Source organism: Leptolyngbya sp. KIOST-1 (assembly GCF_000763385.1).
Lineage (GTDB): Bacteria > Cyanobacteriota > Cyanobacteriia > Phormidesmidales > Phormidesmidaceae > Nodosilinea.
Genome location: NZ_JQFA01000002.1, coordinates 2,830,169 through 2,847,947, shown reverse-complemented (window position 1 = coordinate 2,847,947; position 17,779 = coordinate 2,830,169). Strand labels below are relative to the sequence as shown.

Sequence of the window (17,779 nt, the reverse complement as noted above, 5' to 3'; positions counted from 1 at the left end):
GAATGACAACGCTGTCGCCTGACTGGGTCAGCACAAAGAGTCAAGCCTCGGTCAGTTCGCCGAGCAAGCGCCAAACATCGTCAGCGGTGGTAGCCATGGGATGCCGGGAAGGTGGGTCTGATCTCCCATCGTAGCAAAGCTACAAAAGCAGCCGGTCCAGGGCCGGTTAAGACGTCACCATCGAGGTTTTGGGCCGGGCAAAGATCATGCGTCCAGCGGAGGTCTGGAGCGAGCCTGTGACGACCACCTCCAGCTCCTCGCCGATGTAGTCACGGCCTTCTTCGACCACTACCATGGTGCCGTCGTTGAGGTAGCCCACCCCCTGGGACGGCTCTTTGCCCTCTTTGAGAATCTTTAGATCGATGTCGTCGCCGGGCAGGTAGGCGGGGCGAATGGCCTGGGCCAGGTCGTTGATGTTGAGCACTTCCACGTCTTGAAAGCTGGCCACCTTGTTGAGGTTGTAGTCGTTGGTGAGCAGCATGGCGTTGAGTTCCTGGGCCAGCTTCACCAGCTTGGCGTCAACGGTGGGAATGTCGTCGTAGTCGACGGAGTTGATCAGCAGCCGGTTGGGGTAGGACTCGCGGATGCGGTTGAGCACGTCCAGGCCCCGCCTGCCGCGATCGCGCTTTTGGTCATTGCTGGCGTCGGCCACATGCTGAAGCTCCTGCAGCACAAACTGCGGCACCAGCAGCTGCCCCTCCAAAAAGCCGGTGCCCAGCAGACCTTCAATGCGGCCATCGATGATGCAGCTGGTGTCGAGCACCTTGGTTTTGCTGGGCTTGAGGGTGCCCTCGGCCACCAGGGTTGACTCCAGGGTGCTGGGGCTGATCAGGCGCAGCAGCGATCGCCCGTGGGTGTCGGCCAAATTCATGCCCGAGACCGCAAACAGCACGCTGCCCAGCACCGCCGTCATCGGCTTGATGAAGCCAAACTCGGCGGGAATCGGCAGCAGAAACAGAGGGGCCAGCATCAGGTTGGCGATCAGCAGGCCCAGCACCAGGCCCACGGCCCGGGTGAGAATGCGATCGGGGGGCAGCTCTTTGATCTGGCGCTCCAAACGGCGGTAGCTGGTCTGCATCACCAGGCCTAATCCGGTGCCAATCAGGCCGCCAAACACAGCGGTCACAGTGCCCAGGGCCTCGATATTAGTCACCTGCTGCAAAATCGGCTCCGGCAGCAGGTCAATACTGTAGAAGCCAATCCCCGCCCCAGCCAGGATGAATGAAAATACGATGAGTGCGTCTAGCATAGGTGATCGGCGGTTCGGGCTGGTGTTTTGCAGCGGCTAGAGGCTGAGTATCTTACCCCTATACAGTGTACTCCGCCCAGTTAAAAGCGCCAGATGAGGGGTAACTGGGCAAGAGGATTTGGCAAAAGTATACCGCTAATCCCCCTTTCCCTACCCGCCCGGCTGGCTCTGCAATAATGGGGGGGTTACTGCACTTGCATTCTCCATGTCTTTGCCCTTTTTGCGATCGGCGGTGGTTCAGCTGGCGGCCTATACGCCCCACGTTGAGGCGGCAGACGCCCCGTCCCCAGCCAGCCTCGACATTCTCGACACCAATGAGTGCCCCTACGATTTGCCCGAGGCACTCAAGGAAAAGCTGGCCTGGCACCTGCACCACGACATCGCGGCCAACCGCTACCCGGACGGCGGGCACGGGGCGCTGAAGGGGGCGATCGCCCAGTACGTGAGCGAAACCGCAGCCCCATCGACCTTTGGTGCCGACCACATCTCCGTCGGCAACGGCTCCGACGAGCTGATTCGATCGCTGCTGATTGCCACCTGCGCTGGTGGCGAAGGCTCAATCCTGGTGGCCGACCCCACATTTTCTATGTACGGTATTCTCGCCCGCACCCTGGGCATTGACGTAGTGACAGTAGGCCGCAGCGAGGACAGCTTTGAGGTCGATTTGGCTGCGGCGCAGCAGGCGATCGTGCAGCCCCAGGGAGCCCCGGTGCGCGCGGTGTTCATGGTGCATCCCAACTCGCCCACCGGCAACGCCCTTGCCGCCGCCGAACTGGTCTGGCTAGAATCCCTGCCCGCTGACATTCTGGTGGTGGTCGACGAAGCTTACTTTGAGTTCAGTCAGCAGACCACCGTGGCCCAGGTGCTCCATCGCTCCAACTGGGTCGTCCTGCGCACCTTCTCAAAGGCGTTTCGCCTGGCCGCTTTTCGGGTGGGCTACGCGGTGGCCAATCCAGCCCTGGCCCAGGCGTTGGAAAAAGTGCGGTTGCCCTACAACCTGCCCAGCCTCACCCAGGCCGCCGCCCAACTCGCCCTGGCCCACCGTCAGGAATTGCTGGCCGTGGTGCCCGAAATTCAGCAGCAGCGGCGAGAACTGGCGACGGCGATCGCCCAGCACACCCCCCTGCGCCTGTGGCCCAGCGACGCCAACTTTCTCTACGGACGCCCCCCCGCTCAGCCGGGACCACCCCAAAAGCAAGAACTGGAACGCTGGTTCAACCATCTGCGGCGGCAGGGAACCCTGGTGCGCCACACGGGGGGCGGCCTGCGAATTACCGTTGGCACTCCGGCAGAGAATCAGCGCACCCTGGCCCACATGCAGCAGTTGTAGATTTCTCCGTAGGGGCACGGCATGCCGTGCCCCTACACCAGGGCGCGGGCGCGACGGACGGTGTAAGGTAGCACCCCCACCAGCAGGGCAAAGGCCTCATCGGGCACCTGGTCGACAATGCTCTGATCGAAGTAGCTCTTGAACTGCTCCAAAATTAGCTGGGCGCGATCGATGGGCACCGGCTTGTCGGTAAAGTTTTGGGTCAGTCGCACCCACTGCAGGCGGATTTTAAGCGCTTTTTGCTGAGCCTCGGCCGACTCCGGGGCAATCAGCGACAGGCTACCCAGCGGAATCACCGCGCGACAGTCCGTATCGAGCCCTCCTCCTACGGCAGCTCCGGGACCGGCAAATTCGGTGTAAAACTCTTTGTGAATGATCAACCCGTTGCGACGGCGACTGTTGACGACCCAGAGTTCGCCCCCGCGAATTCTGGCCAGAATGTCATCGTCTTCTGACAGGCGCAAATCAGACTTAAAGAAAGGACTGGGGAGACGGCTCACAGAATTCAAAAGGGGATGTTGGCCTGTTTGAGGGACCTCAAATAGACCGGGAGAACGTAGGGGGTTTCCGGGGCCCGAACCTGAACTGTTCTGCTCAAAATTAGAGATCATCCCCGCCACATCATAGCGACAACGGCTCGACCGGCCAAAATCTGTACCCGTTTCTGCGGCCTATGGACTGTCGATTGGCCTTAGTGCCTCAGGTCTTCATTCTAGGGTAAACAGCTAACCGACCCGTTTGGAAGTATTTAGCTGTGCTGAAGCAGGGATGAATTTCTACTGCAAAAGTTTAAGGTTTGTATGAAGTTGTCCGGTTCAAGGCCAGGGGGCAAGCGGAGGGATTGTTTTGCGCAGCAGCAGCCGACGGGCCTGGAGCCCCACCCAGGAGGCAGGGGAATCCTCGGTTTGAAACAGACTGAACCCGGCTTTGTGATAGAGCGCCTGAGCCGCTACATTGTCCTCCATGACGTGGAGGTGCAGGTCGTAGACCCGCCACTGCTGCGCCAGCTGCTCGCAAGATTGCAGCAGGGCACTGGCCACACCCTGCCGCCGAAAGTCCGCTTCTACCGCCAGGTTTGAAATGTAGACGTGGCGATCGCCCTGCCAGGGCCAGGGCTGGCGCAGGGAGGCCTCGACCGTCCCGGCGATCGCGGTATCGTCTAACGGTGCCGCTGCGGTAGCCGCGATCGCCATCAGGCAGGCGTAGCGGGGCGACTGGGTCTTCAGCCGCTGTCTCAGGTCCTCTTGAATGCCGAGACGAATGAAGGGATACACCCAGTACCGCCAGCCCGAGCAGTCGTAGAAGCTGGAGGTGAGCACCTCAGTGAGCCGATCGATGTCCTGCAACCGGGCGGGGCGAATCAGCGGCTGGCCCGCGCCCACCGTCGGCAAGGGAGGTGAATTTGAGTCAATTTGTACCATAGGCCCCAGCAGCAGACTCCCAAAAACGACGCCCGACTTTAGTCAGCCCAGGCCCTGGGAGAGTCGCCCCTAGCAGTCAATATACCCTCCTCTCCCCGGTCAGCGGGTAGGATCGTGGGGGTGAGTTTTGCTCCACCGCCCATTTTTTAGCTTATTGGCCCATCTCGGCCCCACCGCCCATGGCGACTTCCCCGTTTCTAACCACCTTCGTCCGCCACCGCGATCCCCGGCTGCTGTGGCCCGCAGCGGCGGTGGCCTCGGTCGTGGCCCACGGGGTGGCCCTGGTGATGGTGCGCGCCCTGGCGATTCAAACTCCAACCCTGCCGGCGGGCGAAACGGCCCCGCTGCCGATTCAGCTGGTGGATTTGCCCCCCGACCTACCGGCTCCCGACGAGGCGGCGATCGGTACACCGGAGCCCGCCCCTGCCGAACCCGCCCCTGCTGAACCCGCTGCCCCGATCGCCAGTCCCAGGGCCGCAGAGGCCGTAACTCCGCCCGCCCCGCCCCGCCCGCCGCTGGCCCCCTTCTTGCCCCCAACCCAGCCCCAGGCTGCGCCCCCGGTGGCCCCTGTCCCCTCTGCGGTTGCCCCGGCTCCACCCCGCCCAGCGGCCCCAGCCCCAGCGGCTCCAGCTCCAGCTCCCCCGGCCCCAGCCCCCCCGACCCCTCCGACCCCTCCGGCTCCCCCCGCCGTAGAACCGCCGCCGCCCAACCCGTCGCCGCCCTCGCCGCCGCCCCCTGCGCCAGGTCCGTCAGGGGGGCAAGGGCAGGGGGGGCAGGTCGTACCCCTGGGCATTCGCCTCAATCCCAGCGGCCGCGATATTCCTGAAACAGCTCCGCAGCTGCTGGGCGCGGCGGCGATCGAGCTACAGCCCCTGGCCTCGGCCTGTGGCTTTGCCAATTTGGAGGCGCTGCTGACCGGAATAGTGGCGACATCCGTGCAGCTGCAGATTCGGGTGGAGACCAGCGGCGAAATTACTCAGGTGAGGCCGCTCCAGGGAACCGGCAGCAGTGCTGTAGACGATCTGGTCGGCTGTGTGATTCGGCAGCGGCTACGGCTGCAACCGGCCAGCTCGGCGGGGGTGGCGCAGCTGACCGATGCGTTTATCCTGGATGCCCGCATTCAGTTTTGAAATTCAGTTTCGAGGCAGTGGGTGCAGTCGTTGAAGCGTTTGATTTGCCACAGCTCGGTATTGAGGCGGTTGACGCCGGGCTGCTCCCAGCGATCGCGGTCCAGCCAAAATTCAAACCGGGCGGTGTGCCCCATCGCCAGTCCCCAGGCGCGATCGCTGCCCAGCAGCCCAGCGATCAGCTGCTGCAACAGCCAGTGGTGGCTGATCACCAGAATGCGATCGCCGTTGCCGTGCCGGGCCAGCACCTGGGCCAGGAACCGCTGCGCCCTGGCCCGCCCCTGCTCCGGGGTTTCGGCCCCAGGAATGGGCTGCCAGTCGAGGCTGGTTTCGAGCTGCTGGCACAGATCGGGGTAGCGATCGCAGGCCTCCGCCCAGGTCAAGCCATTGAAAAGGCCGGCGTCGTACTCGCTGAGTTCAGGGCTGATGTCCACCGCCACCCCAGCTTTGGCAATCAGATTAACGGAGTCGAATAGCCCTGATTCAGCAGAACCCTCCGAGGGCTTGGCGTGCAGGGCCGGAGTCGGGATGCCCAATCCCTGCCCCAGCGCAGTCAGCGTCTCCGTGGCTCGCCTGAGCGGGCTGGAATAGATATGGGTCGGGTGCCAGCCCGTGGCGGCCAGTTCCTGCCCTAGCCGCTGCGACTGCTGCCGCCCCAGGGCAGTTAGCCCGGTCGAGCTAATTCCTTCCATCCGGCCAGCGGCATTGCCTACAGACTGACCGTGACGCACCAGCAGCAACTTCAGCGGAGTCATGGCGGTGGCACAATCGGTACAGGAACGGCTGGGTACAGGAACGGCTGTGGCCCCGAGAGGCGGAACCCATATCCCAGAGTATGAGGGGTGACCGGCTGAGGCGGCTGACCCCAGCCCAAGCTTAATTAACGTAACCGATCTAGCGGTTTAAGCGGATTTCGTGGTGATTCATGGGCAAGCTCAAGACATAGGAAACAGCCCCAAAACTGTCTACCGGCCAGTCCAGAATGCTGGAACCATGCCAGAATGCGTAGGCAAATACCCCTGCTCTGTGGTTTGCGATTGATGACATTTTCGGTTCATTCGGCTTCACCCCTGCCCTGCCGCTGCGGCCTAGACGCCAGCGATCGCAAACGGCTGGGGCTATTCCTCAGCCTGGTGCTGGGGTTTGCGGTGGTGGAGTGGCTGGTGGGCAGCGCCAGCCATAGCCTGGCCCTTCAGTCGGATGCGGGGCATATGCTGACCGACGTGGGGGCGATCGCCCTGGCGCTGTCGGCCAGCTGGCTGACCCGGCTCACCCTGGCTCGACCGCGCCCAGGGCAGCCGCACCTGGAGGCGATCGCCGCCCTGATCAACGGTGTTGGGCTGCTAGCGATGGCGGGGCTGATCTCTCTGGAGGCCTGGCAGCATCTGGTGGCGCCCACCACTACCCTGGTCAGCGCGCCGATGGCGGGTACAGCCCTGGTGGGCCTGGGCATCAACGGCTTTGGTGTATGGCTGCTCCACGGCCAGGGCGACACCTCGTTGAACCGCCGGGGAGCGCTCTTGCACGTGATGGCTGACCTGGCCAGTTCGGTGGCAGTCGTGGTGGGGGCGCTGTGCATGGCCCTGTTTGAATGGGTGTGGGTCGATGGGGCCCTGAGCCTGGCGATCGCGCTGTTGATCGGCAGTAGTGCCCTCCCTCTGATCTACCAGAGCTGGGGCCAGATTGCCGCACCGCCCAACCCTGCAGAAGCCGACCTCAACCTCAGCCGGCTAGGCTTTTTAGAAACGGGCCGCACTGACCTGAGCACCCTGCTGGGCAACCCTCTGACTCTGCCTGCCACCGATAGGGCCAGAGCCATGGACCAACCTGCGCTCCTGAGCGACAAAACTGCGCCATATCGGCCATTCGATTCTAATATTCATACCTAGGTGGCGATCGCCGCATAGGCCGCGCTGCACTGTGTCTACGGGAGTCAAACCATGGGTACCTGGGTTAAGGAAACCGATGAAGCTTTTTATCTGATGCAGGGAAACCAGTGGATTTCCCGCATTCAGAAGCGCCCCTCCGCCTCCAACCCCAGGGAGCAGGTGCTCAACGTGGAAGGGATGCGAGATTGGTTTCTGCGATCAGATGCGCCCCTGGCCATGACGGTTTCGGTAGGAACCGGTGGCCCTGAACCCGTACAGGCCGGAAGTGGCGGTGAGGTCGCGCCGCCGCCCCCGCCGCCGCCGGAAGGGGTGGCACCGCCGGATGGAGAAACCCCACCCCCTGCGGGAGGCGGTGACCCCGAGGGGCCTGGTGCTGGCGGAGAGCCTGCCCCCGAACCGGCCAAGAACCTGACCCTGCGTGTCAAAAGCACCACCTTTTTTAAGCTGCAGCCCAAGCTGGCCAGCGAACTGACTGAGGCTGAGAAGGTGCTGGTTACCAACGGCACCACCTTTAACATTCAGTACTATCTCGACGTGGGCAAAAACCATTGGCAGGTGCAGCTGCTCGAACCCACCCTGGGCGATAAAACGAACCGCACCTGGTTTGTCTACACCCCCGATATTGACGTGCTGACCGGCGTCAGGCTGCGGGTGATCAGCGACACGTTATTTAAAACCGAGCCCAAGATCTCGTCGCAGCTGAGTGAGTCCCAGAAGGTGTTTGTCAAAAACGGCACTCAGCTCAGCCTGCTCTCCTTTAAACCAGCGGCGGGCGACCACTACGAGATCGAACTGGCCGATGCCATCGTCGGCGCCGAAGTCAATACCAAGTGGTATGTCTACAGCCCAGACACCAAGGTGGACGGCAACCGCCAAACCCTTGAAGTGACCGGCGACACAATTTTCAAAGCTCGCCCCGTGCAGTCCAGCCAACTGGCCAACGCCGACAAGGTGCTGGTCAAAAAGGGAAGTGTCTTCCTGCTCAACTCCTATGCTCAACCGGAGAACAACCACGTGCGGGTGGCGCTCCAGGGAGCCTTTCTGGGGCCCCAGAACCGCACAGCCTGGTACGCCTACATCCCCGATATCCAAATTTCGGGCACCGAAATTGGCAACCGCCCTGGCGACCAGGGGCCGGGGAACCCGAGCAATCCAGCCGATCGGGGGATAGCGCTGACGTTTCCTGGGTTTACGGGCACTTACTACTCTAACGACCCAATTCAGCCCAAAAACCGCTACGGGGTGCGCGGTAACTTCACCTGGGGTGAAGCGCTGCACGTCAACCGCAGCACCGGCAGATACCGCCGTCCGGCCAACTCTGCGGTTGTCTACAACATTTTGAAGGTGGCCGACGCAATGGAGGAAATTCGCAAGATGTACGGCGACAAGCCCCTCCGGATCAACTCCTGGTACCGCGACCCGGCCACCAATGCCGCCGTTGGTGGGGCCTCCATGTCTCGCCATATGTCCGGCGATGCGGTGGACTTTGTAGTGCCCGGTGTGCGCTGCTCCGATGTCTACGCGCGGCTAAACGGCTGGTGGGGCAACCGGGGTGGGCTGGCCAGTTCTTCTGTGTTTACCCACATCGATGTGCGGGGGTATCGAGCCCGCTGGAGCTACGGCTATTAGGCCAGGAGCATACCCCACTCAGCCCCCAGGAGCGAGCCTGCACCAGCACCGTCCTGGGGTCAGGAGGCTGATTCAGTTTTGGGTTGGGCTGGGGTTGGGCCTGGTGCTGAGCTTGGGGGGGCTGTTGCCATCGGGAGCGGCTCTGCCTCCGCCCAATTCAGCTGTGGGGCCAAATCTGGCCGATTTTCCCCTGGTGGTGTCCTACGACCTGGGCACTACTACCCTGGACCAGACGGGGGTAGACCCGGCCCTGGAGGCGATGCCGATCGCCCTGACGGGGGCGATCGCGCTTCCCCCTGGCACCGCCCCGGTTCCCTGGGTGGTTGTGCTGCACGGTCGCCACGCTGGCTGCCACTTTCAGCCCGAGGCCACCAGCCAGTGGCCCTGCGCTGGGGAACCCCGCTTTGACCTGGGCTTTGCCTACCTGGCCCAGGCCCTGGCCGAGGCGGGGTATGGTGTGCTGGTACCGAACCTGAACGCCGCCTTCAGCGAGACCTATGGGGCTAGCGCTGAAACTCGCAACGCCTTTGCCGACCAGCGCAGTGGCCAGATCATCGACAATCACCTGAATCGATTGGCGCTGGCCCACCGGGGCGAAGAACCTGGGTTTGGGCTGCCCCTGGCCGGACGGGTTGACCTGGCCCGACTGGCGCTGGTGGGACACTCCATGGGCGGTGGCGCGGCGGCCCGCCGCGCCCTGGAACGGCTGGGCAGCGAGTCGGCGGTAGCCCTCCAGGGGCGCATTGCGGCGGGGGGAGGACCCGTCTCGGCCCTGGTGCTGGTCAGCCCCACCCGCAGCCTCCCCATAGCTGAGCGGCCCGATGCGTACCAGCTGCCCGATGTCCCCACGGCGGTGATTGCCGGGGGCTGCGATCGCGACATTTTCGATCTCAGCAGCCTCTACTACGTTGAGATGGCCCGGTCGCAGCCCCGCACAACCCCGGTATTGGGGCTGCTGCTGCCGGGAGCCAACCACAATTTTTTCAACGCTACCGTGGCGGAGGACGACTACTACCGGCAGGCCAACCACGGTTCTCTGTGCAACCCGCAGCGATCGCGCGATCGCCTGTCGCGGGTGGCCCAGGAAACTTTTCTGGCCCAGTACACCGCAGCCTTCTTGCAGACAGTGTGGTCTCCCCCTGGGATCACTGCCCTGGCCACAGTGGGCCTGGCCCCCCAGCGCAGCTCTCCGGCGCAGCTGTTTGGCCAGGCCGTGCTCACCACGCTGGTAGCTCCCAATAGCCAGCGCCGCACTCTGCTGGAGGCCGATGGGGCCTCAACTCCAGTCCTTAGCCCTGGTCTCAGGGCTGCTTTCTGCCCGGCGATCGCGCCGTGCGAGTCGTCGCCACGGCCCCATCCCCATTTCCCAGCCCGGCTCACCCTGACCTGGGACACGGCTGCCGAGGGGCTAAAGGTTCCTCTGGACCCCGTCGATGTCAGCCGCTTTAGCAGTCTGGACCTGCGCCTTGCCCCCGATCCAGCCTGGGCACTACCCCAGGGGCAGCCCGCGTTTGCGGTGGTGCTGCGCGACGGTCAGGGGGGCGCGGCCCGGGTCGAAATTCCCTCCACGGTGCCTGCGCTGCGCCAGTTTGAGGCCGACCCTAGTTCTGGCGACACTGCGCTTGTGTACCCCAGCAGTCTGCGGATTCCCCTGGGGCAGTTTGCAGGGGTAGACCTGACAGCGTTGACCCGCGTGGAGTTGGTGTTTGACCAGGTGCCCCAGGGCCAGCTACACCTGACCAGTATTGAGGTGGTGGGGCAGAGGGATTTTGGCTTTTAGATGGGTGATTTTGGATTGGGGGTAGCCAAGACTTGATAGCGGTTCAAAAATCCACAATTCAACTAAATGCCCTCAAACTGTGGGTGCCGAAAGCTATACCCCGCCGCCTTGAGCTTCTGGTTTGACACCCGCACGTTGTAGGGGCGGGCGCTGGGCTGGGAGGGGTCCCACTGGACTGGGGCGAGGTGGTGGGCGGTGCAGACGCGATCGATCAGCTCACGCACGGTGGGGATTTCGTCCTGCACCAGGTTGTAGAGGCCGCTGAGGTGGTGGGCCTGGGCAAAGGCGATCGCCCCCACAATGTCGTCCAGGTGGACCCAGTTGCTGGCCTCGTGTCCAGCCCCAGGGCGGGTCTGACCGGCGGCGCGGCTGTAGATCTTGGCTAGCTCTCGTCCGGGGCCGTAGATGCCGCCGAGGCGAAAAATGCAGACCGCCCGATCGCCCGTGGCCGCATTCAGCAGGGTTTGCTCTGCCTCCGCCATGGTGCGGCCGTTGTCAGTGGCGGGTTTGGCAGGGTCGTCCTCTCGCACCCAGGCGCCTTCGTAGTTGCCGTAGACCGAGTAGGTGCTGGTAAAGATGATTTGCTTCAGGCTCGGTGCGCGATCGAGCGCCCCTACGACGGTTTTGGCGGTGTTGAGGTAGACCTCCCGGTAGTCGGCCTGGCGACCGGCTCCCACGCAGATCAGCAGGGTGTCCTGGTTTTGCAGGAGTGTCGCGATGCCCTCGGCGTCTGATCCGTTGACCACCTGAACAGCATCAGCTATTGCTCGCAAATCATGCACCCGATTGGGGCTGGTCGTCGTTGCCGTTACGCTGATACCCTGGGATTTCCACAGTTGCGCTACGGCTGTACCCACATAGCCACAGCCAAGAATTGCTGCTTTCATCGCTTAACCCTCTTAAGTGCTTCTAAAGCAGCGTTTTTCTTCGCTTCTTTCTTACTGTTACCTCGACCAGCACCATATTTGGTAGACTCCACCCATACTTCAAGGGTGAAGACCTTAGCATGATCGGGACCACTGGCTTCTAAAACACGATATTCAGGCAGCACAGAATTACCAATGTGGGCCTGTACGTACTCCTGAAATTCGCTGACTGGATCTGTTGCTCGAAAATCTAACGCCATATCGACTAGTGGCCTGAAGATATCTGCCACATACTTATAAGCTGCGTCTAAGCCAGCATCCAATCGATAAGCACCTACCATAGCTTCAAAAGCATCGGCTTGAACACTAGGATTATCGCGCTCATGCTGCGCCCCAGATCCCAACCTCAGCAGTGGTGGAATACCTAACTGAACTGACAAAGAGGCTAAAAAGGATTTACTCACCAGGCGATCGCCACGCTTCGACATTTCTCCTTCGCTCATGCTGGGGTAACGAGCAAACAACAAATCTCTAACGACCAGTTCTATAATGCTATCGCCCAAGAATTCCAAACGCTCATAATCAGAGTTTTCCATATTAAGGCCTTCGGTAGGATGCTCATAGGCGTAGCTGCTATGGGTAAGAGCTTGGCGCAGAAGTCGAGAATTACTAAAGTCAGGAATAGGCATACGTCTTAATGATCAAGCTTCAAGAAAGCTGACTGGAGGTTATGCTTAGATAGTTGTGCCTAAGGCCTTTAAACATAACCTCAAAAAGTTGAATCGTGAAAACCTAGGTTAAACCAGGGAGTGCATTACGGAGATTCTCAACAAAGAGTATTCCCTTAGGCAACAATCGTCGCAATTTTTGGCTCATGTTGCTTTTATAGCCAATGACAATGACCTGCCGACCCGGCTTTAGATATGGCCTAACCATTTTTTCAAAATCACCATCGTTGGTAATAAGAACAAGAATGTCAGGCTCTCGAAACCGACAAAGTTCCACAAAATCTTTCATCAGGTTCTTGTCTACTTCATTCTTGGCAATGGTAGGAATATCAACACATCGCCAGGATTGAGATTGAAGTTTCTGCTCTTTTTTTAGAGGGACGGAACGCCAATGATGGTAGGCGTATAAACAAGGTACATCACCCAAACTATTTACGAAATCGAGAATGGCGGTGCTGTGTTTGAAAAGATTGACGTTTTGGGCGTCAGCAAATACGGCAACAGTGGGCCGATGAACCATTTCGAGTGTCATATTTTACCCAAAAGATAAACATCAGATCACTCGGAGAGAAACAGGGCAGTGGTAGTTTCTTGCTCTTGAGCTCCAAACTCAAAGTTGTGCTCGAAAACGATACGAGACACTGGCAAAGAATTGGAACTAGAGCTACATAGCAATCACACAAAAGCACAACCTGACAGAAAGTCAAAAGTTAACTGATATAGCAAGTAGTCAAGGATTGAGCCGCTTGTTACATCGTGCAGACTTGCGATGGCTATGTAGACCTAGTTAGAAAACTAGCGATAACTCCTGTACATCCGAGTTTGTATAAAAGGTAACTCACCTACTTGCATCAGTCAAGTACCTAGGCTTATTAGTCTAAATATTGTTTCCTGCCGTCCTGTATCCTAAACCCAGTCCAGCTTCCCTGACTCCCTTGTACCTGACTCACCTATCGCTGAGGCACTTTCGCAACTATGGCGAGCAGCAGATCGACTTTGCCGCTCCCAAGACCATTCTGGTGGGGGAAAATGCCCAGGGCAAGTCGAACCTGCTGGAGGCGGTGGAGCTACTGGCCACGCTGAAATCGCACCGGACGGGGCGCGATCGCGATCTAGTGCAGCAGGATCAGCCGATGGCCCAAATCACCGCTGCGGTGCGTCGGGATCTGGGCATGGCCGATCTGTCTCTGGTGCTGCGGCAGGCGGGGCGGCGCACGGCCATTCTCAATGGCGAAAAGCTGCGCCGACAGCTCGACTTTTTGGGGGCGCTCAATGCGGTGCAGTTCTCCAGCCTTGACCTCGACCTGGTGCGGGGCGGGCCGGGGGAGCGGCGCACCTGGCTCGATACCTTGCTGGTGCAGCTGGAGCCGGTCTACGCCCACATTCTCAGTCAGTACAACCAGGTGCTGAAACAGCGCAACGCCCTGATTAAAAAGTCCTACACCGACGACGAGGGAGAAGCTGAACCCATCGACGCTACCGAGTTTGCCCTGTGGGATGCTCAGCTGGCGGCACTGGGCACTCGGGTAATTCGGCGACGGGCCAGGGCGATCGCCCGACTGGCCCCAATCGCCCACCAGTGGCACCAGGCCATCAGCGGCCAGCGGGAAGACTTACAGATTCACTACCAGCCCAACGTGCCGATGACGGAGGATGACCCCCAGGCGATCCAGGCCAGCTTTTTGGAAAAGATTAAGCTGCGGACCGTGGCCGAACAGCACCAGCGCACCAGCCTGGTTGGCCCCCACCGCGACGACATCGAGTTCGCCATCAACGACACCCCCAGCCGCCAGTACGGCTCCCAGGGGCAGCAGCGCACCCTGGTCCTGGCCCTCAAGCTGGCGGAACTGCACCTGATCGATGAGGTGATCGGCGAACCGCCCCTGCTGCTGCTCGACGATGTGCTGGCCGAGCTGGACCTGAATCGCCAAAATCAGCTGCTAGAGGCGATTCAAGACCGATTTCAAACCATTATTACCACCACCCACCTTGGCGCTTTCGGCAGTCAGTGGATGAGGTCATCGCAAATTTTGACGGTGAGTGCCGGACAAATTGAGAACTCCTAAACGGATCCAAGGCCTAGGGTACCGATTCGGTATGTCTAAAAATCTCGCAGTTGCCGCCCCAGGGTCTATAGATCCCTACCCACTCCCTTGCAGGACAGCGGTTTAAACCGATGATCGGCCAGTCCTTTCCGTGGGGTGAAGGGCGGCCAATGATTGCATTGCGCCCCAGTAGGGGCGACGCCCCTTCTCGACGGGGGTCTTGGGCCAGCGAAATGGCCCCGGCGGTAAGTCCGGCTTTCACCGACTGCCGTTGCTTGCGGACCCTTAGCCCCACTACGGTAGGAGTACTGTACCGGCGTTCTAGGGCATGGCATCAATTGTGGCCACAAGGCTTTTATTTCCACCTCTGCCACGCCCAACCCAAAGATCAGGCTGGTGCAGCGTCACGGCTAAAATTCTGGAGTTCTCGTAGATGGGATGAAACGCAGGGTCATCCAACGTCGGTAAGCCCTGTTGGGGGCAACTTCGTTTCACCCCATCTACAAATTTAGGAGTGACAGCCTCTAAAATCCCTGGCGAGAAATGATTTTCTCAATGTCGGCCTGGGTTTGATGTAGCAGGTTGTTGCGGCTATCGCCGGTATTGCTGAGGGAGGGCACCAGGTTGCGAGCCTGAAGTGCCATGTGAAGCTGTAGGTGAGCGACGTATTCGGAAAAGTCTTCGCGGGTTGCGGTCAGAGCCGGAGCGGTTTTGTCTGCCAGAGCCATGGGACTTCTCTAGATAAATACAGGTGATGTTTGTAACGTTTTTGAACGTAACATAGCCTCCAGGCGCTTTATGGAAACGTGCAACGAAGCTTAACGGTGCGTAACACCTGACACAATTCTCAGCAAAGTGCTGGGGGCACGTGCTTGGCCAGTCCACTCCAACATCTACTGAGGTATTTGCATTTACCCCGAAGACTGGGGACGAGTCGATAAAATATGCAACCATATCGAAACTGCCCCGCTCCGCAGCCTGAGGAGGCCGTAGGACGACGCTGAACGCTAGCCGCTAATACCCCTATGTCTGGTTCCTCCCCCACCGCCGACCCCCAGCCACCCATCCCCGAGCGCCTGGCCAAGCACACCGTCCGCTACGCCGACCACCACGCGGTGAACTGGGACGACCTGACGCCGATGATGCGCCACTACGTGGAGATGAAGGAGCAGTATCCCCACGCCCTGGTGCTGTACCGGGTGGGGGACTTTTTTGAGACGTTTTTTCAGGATGCGATCGCGATCGCCCGCGAGCTCGAACTCGTCCTCACCAGCAAAGACGCCGGTAAGGCCATTGGGCGGGTGCCCCTGGCGGGCATTCCCCACCACGCCCTCGATCGCTACTGCACCCTGCTGGTGGAAAAGGGCTATGCGATCGCCATCTGCGACCAGGTGGAAGACCCCGCCGTAGCCCAGGGCCTAGTCAAGCGCGAAGTCACCCGAGTGATCACCCCCGGCACCGTGATCGAAGAGGGCATGCTCAGCGCCAGCCAGAACAACTTTCTGGCCTCGGTGGTGGTGGCGGGGCACCACTGGGGACTGGCCCACGCCGATGTCTCCACCGGGGAATTCCTCACCACCCAGGGGGAAGACCTGGATCAGCTCGCGCAGGAATTGCTCAGGCTCCAGCCCGCCGAGGTGCTGTTTCCGGTGGATGCGCCTAATTTGGGGGCGATGCTGCGGCCTGGCGACCAGTCGGACCAATTGCCCGATTGCCTGCCCCGGCAGTTTTGCTACACCCTGCGCCCCCAAGGCCCCTATAGCCAGAGCGAGGCCCGTCAGCGGTTGCTGCAACGGTTTCGGCTGAGGTCACTGGAGGGCCTCGGCTGCGACCACCTGCCCCTGGCGGTGCGGGCGGCGGGGGGCCTGCTGCACTACGTCGAAGAAACCCAAAAGACCGTGCAGGCCCCGCTCCAGCCCCTCTGCACCTACACCCTGGCCGCCTACCTGGTGATCGACCACCAAACCCGCCGCAACCTGGAGATCACCCAGACCCAGCGCGACAGCACCTACAACGGCTCTTTGCTCTGGGCGCTGGACCGCACCGTCACTGCCATGGGCGGGCGTACCCTGCGCCGCTGGCTGCTGCAACCGCTGCTGGATGTCAAGGGGATCCAATCTCGCCAATCCACCATTCAAGAACTGCTGCGGGACGGCAACCTGCGCCAGATGCTCCAGCACAAGCTAAAGCAGATCTACGACCTGGAACGGCTGGCGGGTAGAGCTGGGTCGGGCACCGCCAACGCGCGGGACCTGGTGGCCCTGGCGGAGTCGTTTCTGCGGCTGCCGGAGCTGGCGGCCCTGGCGGAGCAGGCGAAATCCCCCTACTTGCAAGCGCTGCAGTACGTGCCGCCGGAGCTGGAGCAACTGGGGCAACTGCTGCGATCGCACCTGGTGGAAACCCCGCCCCTCTACCTCACCGAGGGCCACCTGATCCGCGATGGGGTGAACGGCCAACTCGACGACCTGCGCCAGCAAGCCAAGGACGACCAGAAGTGGATCGCGGAGTTGGAGCCCGCCGAACGGAAACGGACCGGCATCTCGACGCTCAAGGTGGGCTTTAACAAAGCCTTTGGCTACTACATCAGCCTCTCCCGCGCCAAGGCCGAACTGGCCCCCGACGACTACATCCGCAAACAGACCCTCACCAACGAGGAGCGCTACATCACCCCCGAACTGAAGGAGCGGGAGGCGCGGGTGTTCAACATCGAGTCTGAAATTAACGCCCTGGAGTACGAGATCTTTAACCAGCTGCGGGAAAAAGTGGGCGAACAGGTGGAGCTGATCCGCAAGGTGGCCGCCGCCGTGGCTGCCGCCGATGTGCTCTGCGGGCTGGCGGAGGTGGCCATCTTCCAGGGCTACTGCTGCCCGGAGATCGATGAGAGTCGGGCGATCGCCCTGGAAGCGGGCCGCCACCCTGTGGTAGAACAACTGCTGCCCGCCGGGTTCTTTGTGCCCAACTCCACGTTTATGGGCACGACTCCGGGCGATCGCCCCGCCACCGATCCCCAGGATTTGATCATCCTCACTGGCCCCAACGCCAGCGGCAAGAGCTGCTACCTGCGCCAGGTGGGGCTGATTCAGCTGATGGCCCAGATGGGCAGCTTTGTACCGGCGAAGGCGGCGCGGCTGGGGGTGTGCGATCGCATCTTCACCCGCGTCGGGGCCGTGGACGACCTGGCCAGCGGCCAGTCCACCTTCATGGTGGAGATGAACGAGACGGCGAATATCCTCAACCACGCCACCCCCCGCTCCCTGGTGCTGCTGGACGAGATTGGCCGGGGCACCGCCACCTTCGACGGGCTGGCGATCGCCTGGGCCGTGGCCGAGCACCTGGCGGTGGACATCGCCGCCCGCACCATTTTTGCCACCCACTACCACGAGCTCAACGAGCTGGCCGCTCTGGTGCCCAACGTCGCCAACTACCAGGTCACGGTCAAAGAACTGCCCGACCAGATCATCTTTCTGCACCAGGTGCAGCCCGGCGGGGCCGACAAGTCCTACGGCATCGAGGCGGGGCGACTGGCGGGGCTGCCCCCTTCGGTGATCCAGCGGGCCCGCGACGTGATGCGCGAGATTGAGCGCAACAGCACCATTGCCGTGGGCCTGCGGGGGGAAGTACCCAAGGCCAGTCGGCCCCGCCGCCGGGTTAAGGATGCCGCCGCCACCTACGCCCCCTCCGACCAGCTAGATTTGTTTGGTAAGCCGTGACCTGA

15 protein-coding genes are annotated in these 17,779 nt (G+C 61.2%); 7 read left to right on the top strand and 8 right to left on the bottom strand.

Annotated elements, in window-relative coordinates; translation table 11 throughout:
- Window positions 1-166 precede the first annotated feature (166 nt).
- A complete protein-coding gene (locus NF78_RS12660; protein WP_035986851.1) occupies window positions 167-1,249 on the bottom strand; it encodes a PIN/TRAM domain-containing protein in 1,083 nt (360 codons plus the stop codon).
- A 205-nt stretch (window positions 1,250-1,454) separates the two neighbouring features.
- Between NF78_RS12660 and NF78_RS12655 the strand changes: the two genes are divergently transcribed.
- Window positions 1,455-2,579 (top strand): histidinol-phosphate transaminase, encoded by a 1,125-nt coding sequence (locus tag NF78_RS12655; RefSeq protein WP_035986850.1) that lies wholly within the window; start codon window positions 1,455-1,457, stop codon window positions 2,577-2,579.
- Window positions 2,580-2,611: 32 nt separating this feature from the next.
- Here the strand turns inward: NF78_RS12655 and NF78_RS12650 are convergent, their stop codons facing one another.
- Entirely contained in the window at window positions 2,612-3,079 is a 468-nt protein-coding gene (locus NF78_RS12650) for a hypothetical protein (RefSeq protein ID WP_225885286.1), read from the bottom strand.
- A 315-nt stretch (window positions 3,080-3,394) separates the two neighbouring features.
- Complete coding sequence (locus NF78_RS12645; RefSeq protein ID WP_072016061.1) at window positions 3,395-4,000, bottom strand: GNAT family N-acetyltransferase; 606 nt, start codon at window positions 3,998-4,000, stop codon at window positions 3,395-3,397.
- A 179-nt stretch (window positions 4,001-4,179) separates the two neighbouring features.
- Here NF78_RS12645 and NF78_RS28230 point away from each other — a divergent pair, with 179 nt between their 5' ends.
- Window positions 4,180-5,130 (top strand): hypothetical protein, encoded by a 951-nt coding sequence (locus NF78_RS28230; RefSeq protein WP_052050288.1) that lies wholly within the window; start codon window positions 4,180-4,182, stop codon window positions 5,128-5,130.
- Here NF78_RS28230 and NF78_RS12635 read toward each other — a convergent pair.
- Window positions 5,121-5,882, bottom strand: coding sequence for a histidine phosphatase family protein (locus NF78_RS12635; protein ID WP_052050286.1), 762 nt, complete (start codon window positions 5,880-5,882; stop codon window positions 5,121-5,123). The genes NF78_RS28230 and NF78_RS12635 overlap by 10 nt on opposite strands.
- A 285-nt stretch (window positions 5,883-6,167) precedes the next feature.
- Between NF78_RS12635 and NF78_RS12630 the strand changes: the two genes are divergently transcribed.
- The 3 genes from NF78_RS12630 to NF78_RS12620 all read left to right on the top strand — a co-directional run bounded on the left by NF78_RS12630 (window position 6,168) and on the right by NF78_RS12620 (window position 10,425).
- Window positions 6,168-7,016 (top strand): cation diffusion facilitator family transporter, encoded by an 849-nt coding sequence (locus tag NF78_RS12630; RefSeq protein WP_052050283.1) that lies wholly within the window; start codon window positions 6,168-6,170, stop codon window positions 7,014-7,016.
- Window positions 7,017-7,067: 51 nt separating this feature from the next.
- Entirely contained in the window at window positions 7,068-8,645 is a 1,578-nt protein-coding gene (locus NF78_RS12625) for a D-Ala-D-Ala carboxypeptidase family metallohydrolase (protein WP_035986842.1), read from the top strand.
- A gap of 163 nt (window positions 8,646-8,808) precedes the next feature.
- Window positions 8,809-10,425 carry an alpha/beta hydrolase family protein gene (locus NF78_RS12620; RefSeq protein ID WP_156119748.1) on the top strand — a complete coding sequence of 539 codons (1,617 nt, stop codon included), beginning with the start codon at window positions 8,809-8,811 and terminating at the stop codon, window positions 10,423-10,425.
- Between the two features lie 62 nt (window positions 10,426-10,487).
- Here the strand turns inward: NF78_RS12620 and NF78_RS12615 are convergent, their stop codons facing one another.
- From NF78_RS12615 to NF78_RS12605, 3 genes are all read right to left on the bottom strand, one after another.
- Complete coding sequence (locus NF78_RS12615) at window positions 10,488-11,312, bottom strand: SDR family oxidoreductase (protein WP_035986837.1); 825 nt, start codon at window positions 11,310-11,312, stop codon at window positions 10,488-10,490.
- Window positions 11,309-11,980 (bottom strand): ribonuclease III, encoded by a 672-nt coding sequence (gene rnc, locus NF78_RS12610; protein ID WP_035986835.1) that lies wholly within the window; start codon window positions 11,978-11,980, stop codon window positions 11,309-11,311. The genes NF78_RS12615 and rnc overlap by 4 nt, the downstream gene beginning before the upstream one ends.
- Before the next feature lie 103 nt (window positions 11,981-12,083).
- Window positions 12,084-12,551 carry an NYN domain-containing protein gene (locus NF78_RS12605; protein ID WP_035986832.1) on the bottom strand — a complete coding sequence of 156 codons (468 nt, stop codon included), beginning with the start codon at window positions 12,549-12,551 and terminating at the stop codon, window positions 12,084-12,086.
- Window positions 12,552-12,954: 403 nt separating this feature from the next.
- Here NF78_RS12605 and recF point away from each other — a divergent pair, with 403 nt between their 5' ends.
- Window positions 12,955-14,085: a DNA replication/repair protein RecF gene (gene recF / locus NF78_RS12600; protein WP_035986830.1), complete on the top strand. Its 1,131-nt coding sequence runs from the start codon at window positions 12,955-12,957 to the stop codon at window positions 14,083-14,085.
- Window positions 14,086-14,588: 503 nt separating this feature from the next.
- Here the strand turns inward: recF and NF78_RS12595 are convergent.
- Window positions 14,589-14,792, bottom strand: coding sequence for a hypothetical protein (locus NF78_RS12595; RefSeq protein ID WP_035986827.1), 204 nt, complete (start codon window positions 14,790-14,792; stop codon window positions 14,589-14,591).
- A 297-nt stretch (window positions 14,793-15,089) separates the two neighbouring features.
- Between NF78_RS12595 and mutS the strand changes: the two genes are divergently transcribed.
- Complete coding sequence (gene mutS / locus NF78_RS12590) at window positions 15,090-17,774, top strand: DNA mismatch repair protein MutS (protein WP_035986825.1); 2,685 nt, start codon at window positions 15,090-15,092, stop codon at window positions 17,772-17,774.
- The last annotated feature ends 5 nt before the right edge of the window (window positions 17,775-17,779 follow it).